Source organism: Erwinia sp. GW821-FHT03D09, from assembly GCF_059420805.1.
On the sequence record NZ_JBWKUK010000004.1, the window covers coordinates 37,018 to 56,630 of the forward strand.

At 56.3% G+C, this 19,613-nt stretch carries 19 protein-coding genes and 1 tRNA gene; 13 read left to right on the forward strand and 7 right to left on the reverse strand.

Annotated elements, in window-relative coordinates; translation table 11 throughout:
- The first annotated feature begins 209 nt into the window (after positions 1–209).
- Positions 210–1,613, forward strand: coding sequence for an alkaline phosphatase (gene phoA, locus AC07U6_RS04715; protein WP_494762980.1), 1,404 nt, complete (start codon positions 210–212; stop codon positions 1,611–1,613).
- 63 nt (positions 1,614–1,676) lie between these two features.
- Positions 1,677–1,856 carry a hypothetical protein gene (locus tag AC07U6_RS04720; protein WP_494764595.1) on the forward strand — a complete coding sequence of 60 codons (180 nt, stop codon included), beginning with the start codon at positions 1,677–1,679 and terminating at the stop codon, positions 1,854–1,856.
- Between the two features lie 166 nt (positions 1,857–2,022).
- Here AC07U6_RS04720 and AC07U6_RS04725 read toward each other — a convergent pair.
- Positions 2,023–2,110 (reverse strand) — tRNA-Ser (locus tag AC07U6_RS04725).
- Positions 2,111–2,341: 231 nt separating this feature from the next.
- On the opposite strand from AC07U6_RS04725, the gene ghrA reads away from it, so the two are divergent.
- The 3 genes from ghrA to AC07U6_RS04740 all read left to right on the forward strand — a co-directional run bounded on the left by ghrA (position 2,342) and on the right by AC07U6_RS04740 (position 4,769).
- Complete coding sequence (ghrA, locus tag AC07U6_RS04730; RefSeq protein WP_494762979.1) at positions 2,342–3,280, forward strand: glyoxylate/hydroxypyruvate reductase GhrA; 939 nt, start codon at positions 2,342–2,344, stop codon at positions 3,278–3,280.
- Positions 3,281–3,333: 53 nt separating this feature from the next.
- Positions 3,334–4,071, forward strand: a complete 738-nt coding sequence (locus AC07U6_RS04735) for a phosphatase (RefSeq protein WP_494762978.1) — start codon at positions 3,334–3,336, stop codon at positions 4,069–4,071.
- 125 nt (positions 4,072–4,196) lie between these two features.
- A complete protein-coding gene (locus tag AC07U6_RS04740) occupies positions 4,197–4,769 on the forward strand; it encodes a TorD/DmsD family molecular chaperone (protein WP_494762977.1) in 573 nt (190 codons plus the stop codon).
- Here AC07U6_RS04740 and AC07U6_RS04745 read toward each other — a convergent pair.
- Entirely contained in the window at positions 4,673–5,302 is a 630-nt protein-coding gene (locus AC07U6_RS04745; RefSeq protein ID WP_494762976.1) for a hypothetical protein, read from the reverse strand. The two genes, AC07U6_RS04740 and AC07U6_RS04745, sit on opposite strands and share 97 nt — an antisense overlap.
- Positions 5,303–5,320: 18 nt before the next feature.
- Positions 5,321–6,223 (reverse strand): DMT family transporter, encoded by a 903-nt coding sequence (locus tag AC07U6_RS04750; protein WP_494762975.1) that lies wholly within the window; start codon positions 6,221–6,223, stop codon positions 5,321–5,323.
- Positions 6,224–6,448: 225 nt separating this feature from the next.
- On the opposite strand from AC07U6_RS04750, the gene AC07U6_RS04755 reads away from it, so the two are divergent.
- A complete protein-coding gene (locus tag AC07U6_RS04755; protein ID WP_494764505.1) occupies positions 6,449–7,171 on the forward strand; it encodes a glutamine amidotransferase in 723 nt (240 codons plus the stop codon).
- Positions 7,172–7,368: 197 nt separating this feature from the next.
- Positions 7,369–8,889, forward strand: a complete 1,521-nt coding sequence (gene exaC, locus AC07U6_RS04760) for an acetaldehyde dehydrogenase ExaC (protein WP_494764504.1) — start codon at positions 7,369–7,371, stop codon at positions 8,887–8,889.
- Positions 8,890–8,960: 71 nt separating this feature from the next.
- Here the strand turns inward: exaC and AC07U6_RS04765 are convergent, their stop codons facing one another.
- Complete coding sequence (locus tag AC07U6_RS04765) at positions 8,961–9,527, reverse strand: NADPH-dependent FMN reductase (RefSeq protein WP_494762974.1); 567 nt, start codon at positions 9,525–9,527, stop codon at positions 8,961–8,963.
- Between the two features lie 261 nt (positions 9,528–9,788).
- On the opposite strand from AC07U6_RS04765, the gene hemB reads away from it, so the two are divergent.
- Positions 9,789–10,766 (forward strand): porphobilinogen synthase, encoded by a 978-nt coding sequence (hemB, locus tag AC07U6_RS04770; protein WP_494762973.1) that lies wholly within the window; start codon positions 9,789–9,791, stop codon positions 10,764–10,766.
- Positions 10,767–10,902: 136 nt separating this feature from the next.
- Here hemB and AC07U6_RS04775 read toward each other — a convergent pair whose 3' ends face one another.
- Positions 10,903–11,193 (reverse strand): EthD family reductase, encoded by a 291-nt coding sequence (locus AC07U6_RS04775; protein WP_494762972.1) that lies wholly within the window; start codon positions 11,191–11,193, stop codon positions 10,903–10,905.
- A 356-nt stretch (positions 11,194–11,549) separates the two neighbouring features.
- On the opposite strand from AC07U6_RS04775, the gene otsB reads away from it, so the two are divergent.
- Both otsB and otsA read left to right on the forward strand, forming a co-directional pair.
- A complete protein-coding gene (gene otsB / locus AC07U6_RS04780; RefSeq protein WP_494762971.1) occupies positions 11,550–12,353 on the forward strand; it encodes a trehalose-phosphatase in 804 nt (267 codons plus the stop codon).
- Positions 12,350–13,780, forward strand: a complete 1,431-nt coding sequence (gene otsA / locus AC07U6_RS04785) for an alpha,alpha-trehalose-phosphate synthase (protein ID WP_494762970.1) — start codon at positions 12,350–12,352, stop codon at positions 13,778–13,780. The genes otsB and otsA overlap by 4 nt, the downstream gene beginning before the upstream one ends.
- A gap of 93 nt (positions 13,781–13,873) precedes the next feature.
- Here otsA and argS read toward each other — a convergent pair whose 3' ends face one another.
- Positions 13,874–15,604 carry an arginine--tRNA ligase gene (gene argS / locus AC07U6_RS04790; protein ID WP_494762969.1) on the reverse strand — a complete coding sequence of 577 codons (1,731 nt, stop codon included), beginning with the start codon at positions 15,602–15,604 and terminating at the stop codon, positions 13,874–13,876.
- Positions 15,605–15,881: 277 nt separating this feature from the next.
- Between argS and AC07U6_RS04795 the strand changes: the two genes are divergently transcribed.
- Positions 15,882–16,445, forward strand: coding sequence for a VOC family protein (locus AC07U6_RS04795; RefSeq protein ID WP_494762968.1), 564 nt, complete (start codon positions 15,882–15,884; stop codon positions 16,443–16,445).
- Positions 16,446–16,549: 104 nt separating this feature from the next.
- Here AC07U6_RS04795 and AC07U6_RS04800 read toward each other — a convergent pair whose 3' ends face one another.
- Positions 16,550–17,707 carry a MalY/PatB family protein gene (locus tag AC07U6_RS04800; RefSeq protein WP_494762967.1) on the reverse strand — a complete coding sequence of 386 codons (1,158 nt, stop codon included), beginning with the start codon at positions 17,705–17,707 and terminating at the stop codon, positions 16,550–16,552.
- A 103-nt stretch (positions 17,708–17,810) separates the two neighbouring features.
- Here AC07U6_RS04800 and cutC point away from each other — a divergent pair, with 103 nt between their 5' ends.
- Both cutC and AC07U6_RS04810 read left to right on the forward strand, forming a co-directional pair.
- Positions 17,811–18,566 carry a copper homeostasis protein CutC gene (gene cutC / locus AC07U6_RS04805; RefSeq protein ID WP_494762966.1) on the forward strand — a complete coding sequence of 252 codons (756 nt, stop codon included), beginning with the start codon at positions 17,811–17,813 and terminating at the stop codon, positions 18,564–18,566.
- A gap of 230 nt (positions 18,567–18,796) precedes the next feature.
- Positions 18,797–19,609, forward strand: coding sequence for a hypothetical protein (locus tag AC07U6_RS04810; protein ID WP_494762965.1), 813 nt, complete (start codon positions 18,797–18,799; stop codon positions 19,607–19,609).
- Positions 19,610–19,613 lie beyond the last annotated feature (4 nt).

Sequence of the window (19,613 nt, forward strand, 5' to 3'; positions counted from 1 at the left end):
CGCTACTATAGGCAGTCAGCTGTTACCGGTCAAGTAGTATTTTTCCCTGTGCTTCCGTTCGGTTAACTCCTGAACAGCTGCGGGGTAATGGAGGCTAAGCGCCGCGCCTGTTATCTTACTGTCATTCGACGGACACAAAACTGACATTGTTGTATCGCAGACTGACTTGCTGAAATCATTAGAAAAATTTATTTATGGAAATCGTAACAATGAAACAGAAAGCCTTTGCCCTCTCGCTGCTCGCTGCACTGGTGTGCACTACCGCGACGGCGGACCTTGCCACATGGAATCGTGCCGCACAGGGCGATATCACCGAACCGGGCGGCGCGCGCCGCCTGACCGGCGATCAAACCGAGGCGATTAAAGCCTCGCTGAACAATAAGACCGCGAAAAACGTGATTTTGCTGATCGGGGATGGCATGGGCGATTCTGAAATTACCGCCGCGCGTAACTATGCCGAAGGAGCGGGCGGTTTCTTTAAGGGAATTGATGCGCTGCCGCTGACCGGCCAGTACACCCACTATGCGCTGGATAAAAAGAGCCACAAGCCGGACTACGTGACCGACTCCGCTGCTTCCGCTACCGCCTGGGCCACTGGCGTAAAATCCTATAACGGTGCGATTGGTGTTGATGTGAACGGCAAGGATCATCCATCTCTGCTGGAACTGGCAAAAGCCGCCGGTAAGGCCACCGGTAACGTCTCTACCGCCGAACTGGAAGATGCGACTCCGGCGGCGCAGATCGCGCATGTTACCTCCCGTAAGTGTTACGGCCCGGAGAAAACCAGCGAGCTGTGCCAGAGCAACGCGCTGGAGAAAGGCGGTAAAGGCTCAATTGCCGAGCAGCTGCTGAACGCCCGCGCCGACGTCACGCTGGGTGGCGGCGGTAAAACCTTCAGTGAAGCGGCGAAGGCTGGTGAGTGGCAGGGGAAAACCTTGCTGGAGCAGGCAAAACTGCGCGGTTACCAGCTGGTTAACGATCTGGACGGCATGAATGCCCTGACTGTGGCTGACGACAGCAAACCGGTGCTGGGCCTGTTCGCCGACGGCAATATGCCGGTGCGCTGGAAGGGGCCAAAGGCAACTTATCACGGCAATCTTGATGGCAAGCCGGTAACCTGTGAAGTGAATGCCGAACGCCCGGCCTCAACGCCAACGCTGGCGCAGATGACCGAGAAGGCGATCCAGCTGCTTGAGGATAAGCCGCAGGGCTTCTTCCTGCAGGTGGAAGGTGCATCGATCGATAAGCAGGATCATGCGGCTAACCCGTGCGGCCAGATCGGCGAAACCGTGGATCTGGATGAAGCAGTGCAAAAAGCGCTGGAGTTCGCGGCAAAAGACGGCAACACGCTGGTGATTGTTACCGCTGACCATGCCCACTCCAGCCAGATTATCGCCAATGACAGCAAGGCACCGGGCCTGACGCAGACGCTGAATACCCGTGAGGGCGGGCTGATGACCATCAGCTACGGTAACTCAGAAAAGGATTCTCAGGGCCACACCGGTACCCAGCTGCGTATTGCCGCCTTCGGGCCACATGCGGCAAACGTGGTGGGCCTGACCGACCAGACCGATCTGTTCTACACCATGAAATCAGCACTGGATATTAAGTAAATATTCACCTGTCTGGGGAGCTTCGCTACTTTTTAAGCGGCGCTCCCTTTCAGGAATCTCCTTATGCCGCAAAGCCTGCTGCGCACCCGTGATGGTCATGGTGCTACGGTCACGTTTACCGAACTGCTGTTTGTACTGATGCTGCTCGGCCTGTTTGCTTCCTCGGCGATGCCGCAGGCGTTTGGCGAGCGCGGCTGGATGTTCGCCCTGTGCTATGTGGCGCTCCAGGTGGGGCGGGTATAGTTGGCTGTGCCGCAGGCAAAAGCAAAGACGGTAGCAGATTAAAACAACGGCTGCGGCTGTGCAAAACGTCAATCCTGCGGTTTTGTCGAACCCTGTCGAGGAATATCCGCCGTTTTACAGGCATAAAAAAAAGCCTTAACGTGAGTTAAGGCTTTCTCTTTAAATGTGGTGGTGAGAGAGGGGTTCGAACCCTCGATACGTTGCCGTATACACACTTTCCAGGCGTGCTCCTTCAGCCACTCGGACACCTCACCATATTGTTGCCGAAACTGCGTTATCGACGGGCGCTAATGTAGGGAAAAGCCTCGCTGCGGTCAACTGACTTTCAACGCTTTTGCGTGCGTTTAATCAGTTTTAAATCACTTTGACGATAAAATCGGCAGCAGAGCGGCTAAACCTGCTCAGAAACTGAGATTCACCCCCAATTTTTTTCTTGCCAGATGTGGCGTTTTCCCCGAGCCTTAAAGAAAAACAGGAGAAAAAACGTGGATATCATTTATTACCATCCCTCATTTAATGCCCAGACCTGGATCGACGGGATTCAGCGCCGGCTGCCGGGTGCCCGGGTCCGACTGTGGCAGCCGGGCGACGACCTCCCCGCTGATTATGCACTGGTGCGTGAACCGCCCGTTGCCATGCTGCAGGGACGCCAGCTGAAAGGGGTATTTGCGCTGGGGGCCGGGGTGGATGATATTCTCGGTCAGTTAAAGCGGCATCCTGATATGCTGGCACCCGGCATCCCACTTTTCCGCCTGGAAGATACCGGGATGGGCCGCCAGATGCAGGAGTATGCGGTTTATCACGTGCTCGGCTGGTTCCGTCGGTTTAACGAATATCAGCAGCTGAAGCGCGAAGCCCGCTGGAAGCATCTGGAAAATAACCAGCGTGAAGCGTTCTCCATCGGGCTGCTGGGCGCGGGTGTGCTGGGCGGTAGCGTGGCGAAAAGTCTGCTGGACTGGGGTTTTCCGGTGCGTTGCTGGAGCCGTTCGCCGAAGCAGATCGACGGCGTTACCAGCTTCCACGGTCAGGAACAGCTGGGCGAGTTTCTGTCCGGCACCCAGGTGTTGATTAATTTACTGCCGAATACGCCGCAGACCGTTGGCATTATCAATCGCCAGCTGCTGAGCCAGCTGAAGCCCGGCGCGTTCCTGATTAATCTGGCCCGCGGGCCGCACGTGGTTGATGACGATCTGCTGGCAGCGCTGACGGCGGGGGAAATCAAAGCCGCCGCGCTGGACGTCTTTAACGTTGAGCCTCTGCCCGCCGACCATCCTTTCTGGTCGCATCCTGATATCGCCATCACCCCGCATAATGCGGCTGTAACCTTACCCGAGGAAGCTATGGACTATATCGCAGGGGCGATTACGCAGTTTGAAAATAATCATATGCCGGAAGGCCGCGTTGATTTAGAACGCGGTTACTAAACTATAAGGGCCGCCCAGTGAGCGGCGCGGCCCTGATCATTAAGGAGAAAAACATGTATCCCGTTGACCTTCATATGCACACCGTTGCCAGCACCCATGCCTACAGTACGCTCCGCGACTACGTGCTTCAGGCGCAAACCTGCGGCGTTAAGCTGCTGGCGATCACCGACCACGGCCCGGATATGGCCGATGCGCCGCACTACTGGCACTTCGTCAATATGAGAGTCTGGCCGCGGGTGATTGACGGCGTGGGTATTTTACGTGGTATTGAAGCGAACATTAAAAACAACGAAGGCGAGATTGACTGCAGCGGACCGATGCTGGAAGCGATCGATATTATCGTTGCCGGATTCCACGAGCCGGTGCTGCAACCGCAGGATAAAGAACATAATACCAAAGCGATGATTGCCACCATGGCTAACGGGCTGGTGCATATCATCAGCCATCCGGGCAACCCGAAGTATCCCATCGACATTCAGGCGGTAGCGGAAGCGGCGGCGAAGTACAACGTGGCGCTGGAGCTGAACAACTCTTCCTTTACCACCTCACGCAAGGGCAGCGAACCCAACTGCCGCGCGGTTACCGCAGCGGTAAAAGAAGCGGGTGGCTGGCTGGCGCTGGGCTCCGATTCCCATACCGCTTTTACCCTCGGTAACTTCGAACACTGCCTGCGCATCATACGTGAGGTGGATTTCCCGGAAGATCGCGTGCTGAACGTCACGCCGCGCCGCCTGCTCGATTTCCTCGCGTTGCGCACCGGCAAAACTATAGAAGAGTTTGCGGAGTTTTAGTTGGGTTGTGCGGGTGCGAGTGGCTGCGATTGTGAGTGAATCCGCCAGCGTCAGTTCCGCTTTCACCCAGCCGCCGCCGAATCTATAGTATGATTCAGCCCTGACATACTTTTGGAATCGAACTAATGAATGAGTTTTCTGTCATCTGCCGCATCCTTGGCTCGCTGTATAACCGCCAGCCGCAGGACCCGCTGCTGGTGCCGCTGTTTACGCTGCTTCAGTCAGGTAAGCTGCAACAGCACTGGCCGCTGGAGCAGGATGAGCTGCTGACCCGCCTGCAGGAAAACAGCGATCCGCAGCTGCTGGCAGCTGACTATAACGCGCTGTTTGTTGGCAGCGAGTGCAAGGTGCCGCCGTACGGTTCGCAGTGGCCGGAAGGGCCGCAGGAAGTGGAGGTTCGCGCTTTTCTGACCAGCCGCGGTATGCCGCTGGGCGAAGGACCGGCGGATCATTTTGGCGCACTGCTGTTGGCTTCTTCCTGGCTGGAAGATCAGTCTGAGGCCGATGAGTTTCTGGCACAGGTCACTCTGTTTGATGAGTTCCTGATGCCGTGGTGCGGCGCGTTTCTCGGCAAGGTTGAGGCTCACGCCTCAACGGCGTTTTACCGCACGCTGGCGGCAATCAGCCGTGAAGCCCTGCAGGCAATGCGCGATGAGCTGTCCGAGCTGGAAGAGCAGCAGGGCGGCGAAGCCGAGTAAGCACCACTTTGCAGCGCAGCCTGTCTGGGCGTTATCTTCCCAATTGCTGGCTGCGCGTAAGGTGCGGCGGCGCAACCACCGGCATCCACCACCGCCTGCTCCAGAGTGAAGCGGTCCCATTGCGTTACCGTCTCGACGAGGGCCTGACGGTTCGCGTGCCTGCCCATCACGCGCTCCATCGCCTCGCGGTGATGCGGGGCATTGGTATGCAGGCGAGTCCAACCGTCAGCACAGGCGTAATCCCCGGCAAAAGGGTCCCACAGCGAAACTGGCGGGCGATTAATCGGGCGAATGGCATGCTGGAACCAGCGCGACGAGAGGGCATAGTCAACGTGCAGCGGCTGGGGGTTATCGATCAGGCTGGCGACGGCCTGGGCAGCCAGCGCGATGCTGGTGGTGGCCAGTTCACTGACCGGATAAGCGGACACCAGCGCCTGGCGGCCGGTTATCGTCAGTGGGGGCGGAGGAGATAATGAATTGCGCAATCCCTGCCACAGCTGCTGCCAGAGCTCGGCGGTTATCCGATCGTTCATATCAACCCCCGGAAATATTTAATGTCGTTTGCTGCGCCCCGCATAGCGGAACCGCGCCAGTTTTGCATGCATACGCAGATTGCGCAGGTTGATCACCGCAATTGCCGTTCCAAGAATAACCAGCAGCGAGCCCGCAGCCTTGAAACCGTTCATCTCATCGCCGAGCACCAGCACGCCCATGATCACCGCCAGCACCGGCGTCAGGAGGGAGTAAGGCATGATCAGGTTGACGTTATAGTGCTTCAGCAGGCTGTACCACAACGAATACGCCACAATCGACGAACCTATAGCGCTAAACAGAATGCTGAACCAGCCACGCCAGGAAGAGTTAACCAGCAGCGTCAGCTGATCGGATTCGGTCAGCCAGGAAGCGCAGCCAACGATGGGTATCGCCAGAAATGACAGCCAGCCGGTCATCGTCAGCGGGCTGATTGGCGGTGATTTTTTCACAATCATATTGCTGATCGCCCAGCCCAGCGCGCTCAGCAGCAGCAGAACCAGCACCCACCAGTTGGGGATTGTCGGGCTGCCGGACAGCACTACCACGCCGCTCAGTGAAATCGCGATTCCCGCCAGCTGGACGAGCCGCAGCTTCTCTTTCAGGATCACCATCGCCAGCAGCATAGCAATCGGCGTACCGAGCTGGACAATCACCGCCGCCGTTCCGGCATCGGTGTTGTTGAGGCTGATAAAGAGTAGCGAAAAGTGCATAAAGCCAAAGGTAAAGGCCAGGACGATAAGATAACGCAGCTGCTGAAGATTCACGCGGGTAAACGGCACCAGAATCAGCGCCACCACCACAAAGCGCAGGGTGGTGATCATCAACGGGGGAAGGTCCATCAGGCCCCATTTGATGGCGATATTGTTGAATGCCCAGATTGATACCACCAGAAGTATCAGAAAAAAATGCCGCAGCGCCACTGCACAATCCTTAAAATAACGTTTCACTCCTGAATATCATGGCATGAAATACAGCAAATGAAGCGCTAAAGTGCCACTTTTTTTCAGCACGCCATCGCGTAAAAGGCGCTAAATACGCGGCGGCTTAAGCTGATGCTTTGTTTACAATTTGCCAGAAAAGTTATAAGACAGTTAGCAAGCAAAGTGTCAGGATAAGAGACTGGGAATCGTACTCAGCCAGGAGAGATAAGCGTGAAGTTACCGTTAGCCATTATCCAACTTGAAACGCCGCCGCTGCCGGTCAGTGAGCTGGTGGGCGATCAGCAGCTGTGGTTTGTGCAGGCGCTTGGCCTGTCTGCCGGTGAGTATATCGTGGTGCGGCCGGATCTGGGCGAAGCGTTGCCCGACCCGGCAACCATTTCCGCCGCCATTCTGAGCGGTTCCTGGGCGATGGTGACCGATCATGCCGACTGGAGTGAACGCACCGCCGCCTGGGTGCGCCATCTGGTGGCGGAAAAGCTGCCGCTGCTTGGCGTCTGCTACGGTCATCAGCTGATGGCCTATGCGCTGGGCGGTAAGGTTGGCGATAATCCGAACGGCTGGGAGCGCGGGCTACAGCAGCTGGAATCCAGTGCGGCGCGGCATCAGGACCCGCTGCTGGCTTCGCTGCCGCAGCATTTTTCCGCCTGGCTCTCCCATCGTCAGTCGGTGCTGACCCCGCCGCCGGGCGCGCAGATTCTGGCCCGTTCTGCGCTGGAGCCCTGCCAGGTTATCCGCTATTCCCCGCAGGCGCTATCGGTACAGTTTCACCCTGAATTTACCGGCGAGATCATGACCGCCTGTTTGCACAACAGCCTGGGTGAAGAGCAGGCGAGAAAACTGATGCACAATCAGCCGGAGCCGGAATGGCCACGCCAGCTGTTGCAGGACTTCTGGCAGCTGCAGCAGCCTGCGGCGAAACGCGCTTAGGCATCCCCCGAGTTAGCCGGTGGCTCTTCGTGAGCCACCTCACATCCGATCCGTAAAATCCACATTTCCTTCCGGCTTCGTCACAGTTTCCGCTGGCGCGATCTGGCATTCTCGCCTTTATCAACAATGTTAATAATTAATTACTTCATTGTTAATCAATGTAGCCGAGTGATGTGAATTTCAACAGGAGAACGATGATGCGCTACGCTTATCCGGGCAGTAAAGATTCCCTGATCGTGCTTAAACCGCAGTATGGCAACTTCATCAACGGTGAGTTTGTGCCGCCGGTTAACGGTCAGTATTTTACTAATACTTCGCCGGTTAATGGTTCGGATATCGGCCAGTTTCCGCGCTCCGATAAAGACGATGTTGAAAAAGCGCTGGATGCTGCCCACGCCGCCGCTGATACCTGGGGTAAAACCTCGGTGCAGGCGCGATCTCTGACCCTGCTGAAAATCGCTGACCGGCTGGAAGAGAAGCTGGAATACCTCGCCGTGAATGAAACCTGGGATAACGGCAAGCCGGTGCGTGAAACGCTGGCCGCCGATATGCCGCTGGCGGTGGATCACTTCCGCTACTTTGCCGGCTGTCTGCGCGCGCAGGAGGGCACCGCCGCTGAAATTGATGAATTTACCGCCGCCTATCACTTCCACGAGCCGTTGGGCGTGGTGGCGCAGATTATTCCCTGGAACTTCCCGCTGCTGATGGCGGCCTGGAAACTGGCCCCGGCGCTGGCCGCGGGCAACTGCGTGGTGCTGAAACCGGCCGAGCAGACGCCGCTGTCCATCACTCTGTTCGTCGAGGTGATTGCCGACCTGCTGCCGAAGGGCGTGCTCAACGTGATCCACGGATACGGCAAAGAGGCGGGTGAAGCGCTGGCTTCCAACCCGCGCATAGCCAAAGTGGCCTTTACCGGTTCAACGGCAACCGGGGGCCATATTCTGGAACTGGCGGCGAAAAATCTGATCCCGTCCACCGTTGAGTTGGGTGGCAAATCACCGAATATCTTCTTCGAAGACATCATGCAGGCGGAAGAGTCGTTTATCGAAAAAGCGGCGGAGGGTGTGGTGCTTGGCTTCCTCAATCAGGGCGAAGTCTGCACCTGTCCTTCACGCGCGCTGGTGCAGGAATCCATCTACGAACCCTTTATGGCGGCGGTGATGAAGCGGGTGAAAACCATCCGGCGTGGCGATCCGATGGATACCGATACCATGGTCGGCGCGCAGGCCTCCCGGCAGCAGTTTGATAAGATTCTTTCCTATCTGGACATCGCGCAGAAAGAGGGCGCTGAAGTGCTGACCGGTGGCGGGATAGAAAAACTGGAGGGCGATCTGAATAGCGGCTATTACATTCAGCCGACGCTCCTGAAAGGGAATAACAGCATGCGCGTATTCCAGGAAGAGATCTTTGGGCCGGTCGTGGGCATTACCACCTTTAAAGATGAAGCCGAGGCGATTGCGATTGCCAACGACTCGATTTATGGCCTGGGGGCGGGTGTCTGGACCCGCGATATCAATCGAGCCTACCGCGTTGGACGGGCTATTAAGGCCGGACGCGTGTGGACTAACTGTTACCACCTTTACCCGGCACATGCGGCGTTTGGCGGCTATAAAAAATCCGGTATTGGCCGCGAAACCCACAAAATGATGCTCGATCACTATCAGCAGACCAAAAATCTGCTGGTCAGCTACAGTGTGCAGCCGCTCGGCTTCTTCTGATCGTCTGCATTGTTAAAGCCGGGATTATCCCGGCTTTTTTTGTTGCTGAAAACCCGGGCTGACCGGGAGGCTTAGCCCGGGAGGCGGGCCAGCTTAGCCAGTGCTTCCAGCTGCGCCGTCAGATGATGGCGGGTGCTCTCATCGCTGACGGTGCCTTTTTCCGCGTCGATACGGCTGCCCGCCTGGCCGATCATGATTTCCGGCTTGTTAATGACGTTAGCATTGAGGAACACCAGGCTCTGGCGCAGATGATACTGCGCACGCGCGCCGCCGATAGCACCGGGGGAGACGGTCTGGATCGCCAGCGGTTTACCCGAGAGCGGGCTGTCCGGCAGGCGCGACAGCCAGTCGATGGCGTTTTTTAGCGCACCGGGAACCGAATAGTTATATTCCGGCGTGACGATAATCACCCCGTCAGCGGCCGCAATTGCCGCCCCCATGGCCAGCACGGCTTCCGGGAAACCTTCCGCCTGAATATCGGCATCGTAGTGGGGGAAGTCAGCCACGGAACCCAGCGGACTGATTTCCACTCCGGCAGGTGCCAGTTCGGGCAGGCTGTGAGCAACAATGGCATTGAGCGAGGCTTTGCGCAGGCTGCCCAGTAGAGTCACGAATTTGAGCGGACGAACGTCAGACATGTTTGATTCCCTTTGATGTTCATAATGAAAGTCAAAACGGCAGGAGCCACAGCAGAATACCAGCCTCTGTGAAGGGAAGGGGGAAAAATTGTGAATTTTCTGTAGCGAACAAAGCACTCTGTGCCGTTAAGGCGCAGGTAATTTTAATTTCCACAAAGATTGTCATCTGTTGCCCGGAGGTATAGTGTTAGCGCACTATTCACTTTTATCATCACCGCCGCGTGATTTTGCCGGTGACTGAGTCGTTAAACCGAGGTTGTTTTGCCTACGAATTCTCTCATCCAGCGTCCTAGACGCTTACGCCAGTCCGCTTCTCTTCGCTCCCTGTTCCAGGAATCCAGCCTCAGCCTGAACGATCTGGCGCTGCCCATTTTCGTTGAGGAAGAATTGGATGATTACAAGCCGATCGCCGCGATGCCGGGCGTGATGCGTATTCCTGAAAAGCGCCTGGCGTATGAGATCGAGCGGATTGCCAAAGCCGGTGTGCGTTCAGTGATGACCTTTGGTATTTCTCATCATACCGACGCGACGGGTAGCGATACCTGGAATGAGAATGGCCTGGTGGCGCGCATGTCGCGTATCTGTAAAGACACGGTGCCGGAGATGATTGTGATGTCCGATACCTGCTTCTGCGAATATACCAGCCACGGCCACTGCGGCGTGCTGCACGACCACTGCGTGGATAACGATGCGACGCTGATTAACCTCGGCAAGCAGGCGGTAGTGGCCGCGCAGGCCGGTGCCGACTTTATCGCGCCATCCGCGGCGATGGATGGCCAGGTTGCAGCGATCCGCGCGGCGCTGGATGCTGCCGGATTCACCGACACGGCGATCATGTCCTACTCCACCAAGTTCGCGTCATCCTTCTACGGCCCGTTCCGTGAAGCGGCCGGGACCTCGCTGAAGGGCGATCGTAAAACTTACCAGATGAACCCGATGAACCGCCGCGAAGCCATTCGCGAGTCGCTGATCGATGAAGCCGAAGGCGCCGACGCGCTGATGGTGAAACCGGCGGGTGCTTACCTGGATATTCTGCGCGACGTGCGCGAGCACAGCCGTCTGCCGCTGGCCGCCTATCAGGTGAGCGGTGAGTACGCGATGATTAAGTTTGCCGCGCAAGCTGGCGCTATCAGTGAAACCGACGTGGTGCTGGAAAGCCTCGGCGCAATTAAGCGTGCCGGTGCGGATATTATCTTTAGCTACTTTGCGCTGGATCTGGCGGAAAGAAAATTGCTGTAAAGGCTGTTACCCCTGTCATCGACGTGTCAGGCGGACCTCACCGGTCCGCCTGTTTATTTTAGGGCTGGAATTTGTCGCCTGACGTGTGCTCGGCTTTCTGCTTCTGGCTATGCTCGCTAACGCGGTTACCCCTTAACTACCCCTCTGAAATAAACTTCACCGACGTCACGTTGGTAAAATTCACCACGTCGGCGGTAAATTCTTCCGCGTGCGGGGCCATCACCTGCTCAAACGCTTCCAGGCTTGCGCAGTAGATATGGCAGGCGGCGATAAACGGTGCGTCTTCACCTAAGGGCTTGTCAATCTCATAAGAGAGGCAGGCATCACCCATCCGCGTTTTGATCAGCGGCAGATGCACATTGCGGTAGTAATCATGGTCAAAGTGGGCGTCGCTGGCATTGGGGTAAAGCACACTGAATTTAATCACCGGGAAATTCTCTGGTTTACGGAATGAGTCTTATCTGCATGGGGAAGTAAACCCGCTGCTGATGCGGCCGGATTAGCGGGATGAGTCTTGTCGGTTGCACTGTAGCCGCTTATGCCGTGAACCTACTGATTTTTCAATAAACCTGGCAGCCCCCCGATCTCTGACTATACTGAATGCTGACGTTATGCGCATTGAGGGACGTCGGGGATGAGGGTAGTACTCCATCGCACAGAGTCTGATTTCTATCAGGGAGAGAAACACCGTAGTCGAGAATTACCTCCATTCAGGCCATTTTTATCCTGCCCGACGATCACAATTTCACTGAGTTTTCCCCTTCTCGCGCGAATGGTTTCCCTATGCCTAATCAGGAGGAATGTGTGAGCAAAACAGAATTCGTTCCCCCACTGGAACCGGCACGTTATGCGTTCTTTTTTGATGTGGATGGTACCCTGGCGGCGATTAAATCGCGGCCTGAGGATGTCTCTGTCCCGGACCCGGTGCGCGATAATCTGGCGCGGCTGGCCAGCCACTGCAACGGCGCGCTGGCGCTGATTTCCGGACGACCGATGCGGGAGCTGGATGCACTGGTGGAGCCGCTTGTACTGCCGTTGGCGGGCGTACACGGTGCCGAAAGGCGCGATGGCGAGGGGAATATCAATCGCATCGCCCTGTCACCTGAGACGGTTGGCCTGTTGACCGCCGAACTGGAACCGGCTATTGCCGCGCTGCCCGGAACCCAGTTGGAAAGCAAAGGCATGGCGTTTGCGCTGCATTACCGGCGGGCACCGGAGCATCAGCAGGCCATTCAGCAACTGGCGGAGGGGCTGGTTGCCCGCTTTCCTGAGCTGGTTCAGCAGCCGGGAAAATGCGTCATTGAACTGAAGCCGGACGGCGTCAGCAAAGGTGCCGCAATCAAGTACTTTATGAAGCAGCCCCCGTTTTTGGGGCGCATCCCGGTATTCGTCGGAGATGATTTAACTGATGAGGCCGGATTTAAGGTTGTTAACGCAATGGAGGGCGTTTCCGTGAAGGTGGGTGCAGGCACCAGCGAAGCACGCGGCTATTTGCCGGATGTTAGCGCGGTCTGGCACTGGCTGGAACTCACAAGATTAAAATTAGATCAGGGCGCGCAGGCGTCGGTAAGGAGTGAAACGTTATGAGTCGTTTAGTGGTCGTATCGAATCGAATTGCTGTTCCCGATGGCAGTAAGGTTAGCGCCGGAGGTTTAACGGTGGGCATCGTTGATGCACTGAAAACCACCGGCGGCGTCTGGTTCGGTTGGAACGGTAACATTAACGAGATCGGGGAAGATGATGATGAGCTGTCGATGCTGGAGCACGACGGTATCACCTACGCGTCGTTTGGCCTGAATCAAAATGATTACGATCTTTACTATCTGCAATTTTCCAATGCGGTGCTGTGGCCTGCCTTTCACTATCGTCTGGATCTGGTTAATTTTCAGCGTGAAGCCTGGGAAGGCTACAGCCGGGTGAATAAACTGCTGGCACAGCGCCTGATGCCGCTGCTGAAGCCGAATGACGTACTGTGGATACATGACTATCATCTGTTGCCGTTTGCCGCCGAGCTGCGAGCACTTGGGGTGGCTAACCGCATTGGTTTCTTCTTACATATTCCGTTCCCGACGCCGGAAATTTTCAACGCGCTGCCGCCCCATGCCGAACTGCTGGAGATGATGTGCGACTACGATCTGCTGGGCTTCCAGACTGAAAGCGACCGTATTGCGTTTCTGGAGTGTGTCTCTCTGCTGACTTCGCTACAAACCGAGGGGAAACAGCATCGTGCCTTCGGCAATCGCTTTGCTACCGAGGTGTATCCTATCGGGATAGAGCCGGACAGTATTAAAGAGATGGCTGAAGGCCCGCTGCCGCCGAAAATGGTGGCGATGAAGAAGGATCTCGGCGATGCGCAGAATATTATCGCCTGCGAGCGGCTGGATTACTCTAAAGGTCTGCCGGAACGTTTCCTTGCCTATGAAGCGCTGCTGGAAAACTTCCCGCAGCATCGTGGGAAAATTCGCTACTCGCAGATTGCCCCGACTTCACGCGGTGACGTGCAGGCCTATCAGGATATTCGCCACCAGCTGGAAACCGAAGCAGGGCGGATCAACGGTAAATATGGTACCCTGGGCTGGACCCCGCTCTACTATCTGAATCAGCATTTTGACCGTCGTTTGCTGATGAAGATCTTCCGCCTGACCGATATTGGCCTGGTCACGCCGTTGCGAGACGGTATGAATCTGGTGGCAAAAGAGTACGTTGCCGCACAGGACCCGGACGACCCCGGCGTGCTGGTGCTGTCACGCTTTGCCGGTGCGGCAAACGAACTGACCTCGGCGTTAATCGTTAATCCTTACGACCGCGATGAAGTGGCAGCCGCGCTGGACCGCGCGTTGACCATGTCGCGCACCGAGCGTATTTCACGCTACAACGACATGATGGCGGTGCTGCGGCAAAATGACATTTCCCACTGGCGTAAAAGCTATCTGCAGGATCTTAAGGCGCTGAAGCCGCGCAGCGAGCAGGAGAGTGAAGAAAAGAAGGTGGTGAGCTTCACCCGACTCGCCTGACCGGTAAGCCATAAAAAACCCCAGCCGGTTGAATCCGGCTGGGTTTTTTTGCTACAGGACGGCAGGTATAACGGGCCTGCCGCCGCGCACAGTTTACATACGTTCTACGGTTTCAATACCCAGCGTATCCAGACCCTGCTTCAGCGTTTTAGCCGTCAGCAGCGCCAGGCGCAGACGGCCCTGCTTAGTGGCTTCATCTTCCGCGCTGAGGATCGGGCAGTGTTCGTAGAAGCCCGAGAACAGGCCGGCCAGATCGTACAGATAGGCGCACATCACGTGCGGCGTACCGTCGCGAGCCACCTGGGTGATGGTTTCTTCGAACTGCAGCAGTCGAACGGCCAGCGCGGCTTCACGATCTTCAGCGATCAGCGTTGTGCCGCTGATGCCGTTCTCGTCGATGCCCGCTTTGCGGAACACCGACAGCACGCGGGTGTAGGCATACTGCATATACGGCGCGGTGTTGCCCTCAAACGCCAGCATGTTGTCCCAGTCGAAGATGTAGTCGGTGGTGCGGCTTTTCGACAGATCCGCGTATTTTACGGCGCCGATACCCACAATGTTCGCCAGCTTGTTTAGCTCATCTTCTGGCATATCCGGGTTCTTTTCCGCAACCAGTTTGGTAGCGCGATCCACCGCTTCATCCAGCAGGTCGGAAAGCTTGATGGTACCGCCCGCGCGGGTTTTGAACGGCTTGCCGTCTTTGCCCAGCATCATGCCGAACATATGGTGTTCCAGCGGCACGGAATCCGGCACGTAGCCCGCTTTGCGCACGATCGTCCAGGCCTGCATCAGGTGCTGATGCTGGCGGGAATCGATGTAGTACAGCACGCGGTCGGCATGCAGGGTTTCATAACGGTATTTGGCGCAGGCGATATCGGTGGTGGTGTACAGGTAGCCGCCATCCTTTTTCTGGATGATCACGCCCATCGGTTCGCCTTCCTTGTTTTTATACTCATCAAGGAATACGACGGTGGCACCTTCACTCTCTACCGCCATGCCTTTCGCTTTCAGGTCGGCAACGATGCCTGGCAGCATGTCGTTATACAGGCTTTCACCCATCACATCTTTGCGCGTCAGGGTCACGTTCATGCGGTCATAAATCAGCTGGTTCTGCGACATGGTGATATCGACCAGCTTTTTCCACATGGCGCGGCAGTATTCGTCGCCGCCCTGCAGTTTCACCACGTAGCCACGTGCACGCTCGGCAAACGCCGGGTCTTCGTCATAGGTACGTTTCGCTTCGCGATAGAAGGCTTCCAGATCGGCCAGCGCGATATCTTCATGATGTTCGTTCTGCTGTTTTTCCAGGAAAGCGATCAGCATGCCGAACTGCGTGCCCCAGTCGCCCACGTGGTTAGCGCGGATGACATTGTGGCCGAGGAACTCCAGCGTACGCACCGCGGCATCACCAATGATGGTGGAACGCACGTGACCGACGTGCATCTCTTTTGCCACATTTGGCGCGGAATAGTCGATAACGATGGTCTGCGGCTTAACGTCAGCCACACCCAGCTTTGGCGCGGCCAGCACGCTGTCTACCTGCTGGGCCAGCCAGGCGGGTTCGAGAAAAATATTGATAAAGCCAGGACCGGCAATCTCAACCTTACGGGCAATGCCGCTCAGATCCAGCTGTTCCAGAACCTTTTCTGCCAGTTGTCGTGGCGGCATGCCCAGTGATTTAGCCACGGCCATCATGCCGTTTGCCTGATAATCACCAAACTGCACTTTGGCTGACTGACGCACCTGAGGCTCGCAGTCCGCTGGAGCACCCACTGCGATCATCGCCTGACTGACTTTTTCTGAGAGAAGGGCCTGAATATTCACCGAGTTACCTTAATTATGCTGAAGATGCCCACACGCAAAGGGTGCGCGCCGCGATCGCAACGCCGCCTGCGAGGGCAAATGCACCCGAGGCAGCGCCGTTAAAAAAACAAGGGGGGAAGTATACTGCATTTAGCGCCGGTTTTTCCAGGAACCTTAACGCGATGACGGGGTGAGTTTTTGTCGTCTTTTCGGGTAACATACGCTGCAACCACAGAAAGCGTACTCTGCGCCAGATGCCTTCATAGCGTGGCCAGAGCCGTAACCAGGGATTTTTCAGATGACCGATATTACTACTCAGCCCGAACTGCAGGATTTAAGCGTAGATTTGGCGCGTTTCGTTAATGCCCTTAGCCATCTTGCTGGCCGCCTTGGCCTGGATCTTACTACTCTGGAGGCCGACCATATTGCGGTCCGCTGCCATCAGAACACTACCGCCGAGCGCTGGAAGCAGGGACTTTTACAGTGCGGTACGCTGTTCTCCGAAAAGGAGATTGCCGGCAGGCCGATTGCGCTGTTTGAACTCCATACGCCTCTGGCCGTTGGCCCGTGGCAGATTAGCGTGATCGAACTGCCGTGGCCGGGCGCAAAACTGTATCGCCACGAAGGCTGGGAGCACGTTGAGATCGTCCTGCGCGGCGACGAGGCACAGCTGGGTTCGCGCGCGCTGGCGTTAATGGCGGATGACGGGCTGATTCAACAGGGCATTTCGGTGAAAAGCAGTGCGCCGAAAGGGGAAGGGGAACGCCTGCCGAATCCAACGCTGGCGGTGACCGACGGCCAGGTGACCATCAAGTTCCATCCGTGGAGCCTGAAAGAGATCGTCGCCAGCGAAGTCAGTTGAAACCGATCGGGTTAACCGCCCCGGCAAATGCTGCGATCGGCCGCGGGCAGCATTAATTAACCTGAGATGGTGACGTTTCCGGTTCACCAGCTCGGCTCTCTGTTTTACCAGTCTGCCTGACTGTGCGAAGACACCGCCAGCGTGATGCGGCGCAGCGCCTCATCCAGCAGCAGACGATGGCAGCCGAAATTAATGCGCACAAAGTTCTCGTCACCAAAATCCCCTCCGGCACTGAATCCCAGCCCGTGGCGTTCAAAGAACTGCTGCGGGTTGGCGACGTCCAGCTTTCCTGCATCGATCCAGCCGAGGTAGCTGCCTTCCGGTGACACCATGCTCAGCGCCGGCAGGGTGTTAATGTGATTGACCAGCGTATCGCGGTTGCGCTTCAGATAGCCCAGCATTTCGTCAAGCCACGGCTGTCCGTCGCGCCAGGCGGCGGTAGCGGCGACGTAGGCCAGCACGTCAACATCCGGCACCATGCCTTTGCGCTCCCGGGAAAAATGCTCGCGCAGTTCGCGATTAGGAATAATCGCTACCGACGCACCCAGCCCGGCAATATTGAAGGTTTTTGACGGCGACATCAGGGTAATGGATCGCTGAGCGGCATCTTCGCTGAGGCTGGCGAACGGAATATGCTTTGCGCCGGGCTCCAGCAGCAGATCGCAGTGAATTTCATCTGAACAAACGATCAGGTTATGGCGCTGGGCGAAACGCAGCTGTGCTTCGAGCTCTTCGCGGCGATACACCGTACCGCCGGGGTTTTGCGGATTGCAGAGCATCAGCAGTTTTTCAGTGCCGTTCAGCTGCGATTCCTGCGCGTCCAGATCCAGCACCCAGCGCTGCTCCTGCAGTCGCAGAGGAATATTCAGCTGTGCGCGGTTGGCGAGTTTTGCCGCCTGGCGGAATGGGGGATAGATCGGCGTCGGGGCGAGGGTGCTTTCCTGCGGCGAGGTAAATGCCCGCACGCACAGATTAAGGCCGCAAACGACGCCGGGTAAAAATACCAGCCATTCCGGCTGGATCTGCCATCCATAGCGACGTGCCATGCGCTCAATAACGACTTCGATCAGCGCTTCCGGCGGAAAACCGTAACCGAACACACCATGGGCAACACGCTGCTGAAGTGCTGCCGTAATGCAGTCTGCCGAACGAAAATCGGTATCGGCCACCCACAGCGGAAGGATATCCCGATCACCATATTTTCGCCATTTAAGACTATCGCTGTGACGGCGGTCTATCCGTTGGTCAAAATCGAATGCCATGCTAATGATTCCCGTTAAAATATAAATCAGTATTGCTTCACGCCAGACTAGAGATCTGTCTGTGAATAAACAACCAGCCAGCAGTAATTAACAGGAGAATGGAATGCAAAAACTGGAAGTATGCTGCTATGGGGTGGATTGCGCACGGGTAGCGGAGCAAGCTGGTGCCGATCGAATAGAGCTTTGCGCGTCCCCTGCTGAGGGGGGATTAACGCCGTCAGCGGGAACACTGATGGCCGCAAGAGAGCACGTGTCCATACCGGTTCATCCAATTGTACGTCCGCGCAGTGGGGATTTTTGTTACAGTGTCACTGAATTTGAGCAGATTAAATCGGATATCGCTTTTATCCGCGAGCTGGGTTTCCCCGGCGTAGTGGTGGGATTTTTGGATCTCGACGGACATATCGATCTGACGCGCATGTTGCAAATAATGCCTTTATGCACCGGGATGGACGTCACCTTTCACCGTGCGTTCGATCTCTGCCACAGCCCGCTGATGGCGCTTGAACAGCTTACGGATTTGGGTGTGGCAAGGATACTGACTTCTGGTCAGCAGCAAAGTGCCGAAAGCGGATTACCGTTATTAAGGGAACTAACTCGTATTACTCAAGGTCCAAAAATCATGGCAGGTGCGGGAGTACGCTTAAGCAATTTACAGAAGTTTATTGATGCGGGTATTACTGAACTGCACAGTTCTGCCAGCCAGCGAATTTCATCACCGATGCGCTACCGTAAAGCCGGTGTTTCTATGTGTTCCGAGGCTGAAAACGATGAGTTCAGCCGCAGTGTGGTCGATGGTGACGTAGTAGAAGCCATGAAAAGCGTTATCACTCTGGGTTCACCGATACGAGTCGCCTGATGATAAAAGATTTTGCCGCGCAGCACGCCGAACCCTGACGTGATGTTTGCAAGTACCAGACCCCAGCATGATTTGTTGGGGTTTTTTTTGCCGTTTAAGCATCATGGCAATGCCGATATAAGGCGGTTGCTTATACACTTATCCCTATGGATTTTCAGACTGTTGCGAGAGTCGTGATGAGAACGAGGAAGACGAGCTGTGTCCTGGTCTTAATATCAGGTTTACTGGTTATGCAAACGGCCACTGCGGCGACAAACAAAACGAAAGTCCAGCTTCCCCGCTGTGCGGTTAATCAGCAGCAAATAAATGACAACAATAATCTGCTGCTGCTTGGCGGCACGGCCAAAGGGCCGATGAAACAGTTTATCGTCGGTGAGTTCGGTAAAGATGTCGATCAGCAAAAGCGCATGCTGGGAAAGTTTGATCGCTGCGGCGTGCTGACACAGGCCGATATCAGCTACGACAAGCAGGACGCCAATACCCGATTCAAGCTCGATATGAAAATAGAACGGGTCAGTGTCGGCTGGCAGGCGCGCTACGAGATTACCGTCTTCGCCCTGCGTGATGACGCTGAAGCGGTGCTGCACCATAAGCAGGGCACCACACTCTATTTCGCCGGGCGGAATGGCAGCATTACCAGCGCATCCGAGCAGTTTGTGATGCAGGGAGAAGAGGGCTTCACGGAGACGGTCAACGATTATGACCGCCGTGACCGGCTGATCCGCAGCGTTGCCCGCGGGACGGACAACAGCAGTAACGGCGAATATCTCTATCGCTGGAATGATAAAAATCAGCTGGTGTCGTCAGGGTCTGAACGCAGTACTATTCAGTGGAATTATGATAAGCAGGGGCGCGAGCTGGGGGTGAATATCCGCGAATATAACCCGTTTAGCGCCACCACGACGCTGGACGAATGCCAGCTGTGGGACGAGCGTGGAAACTGTACGCTGAGCTATTCGCGGGAGATGGAAGTGTCGGCGGTGGGCATGTTCCGGCGCAATATCGCCGCCGCGAGCCGCTATGAATACTGGGACCAGCCGTAAGACC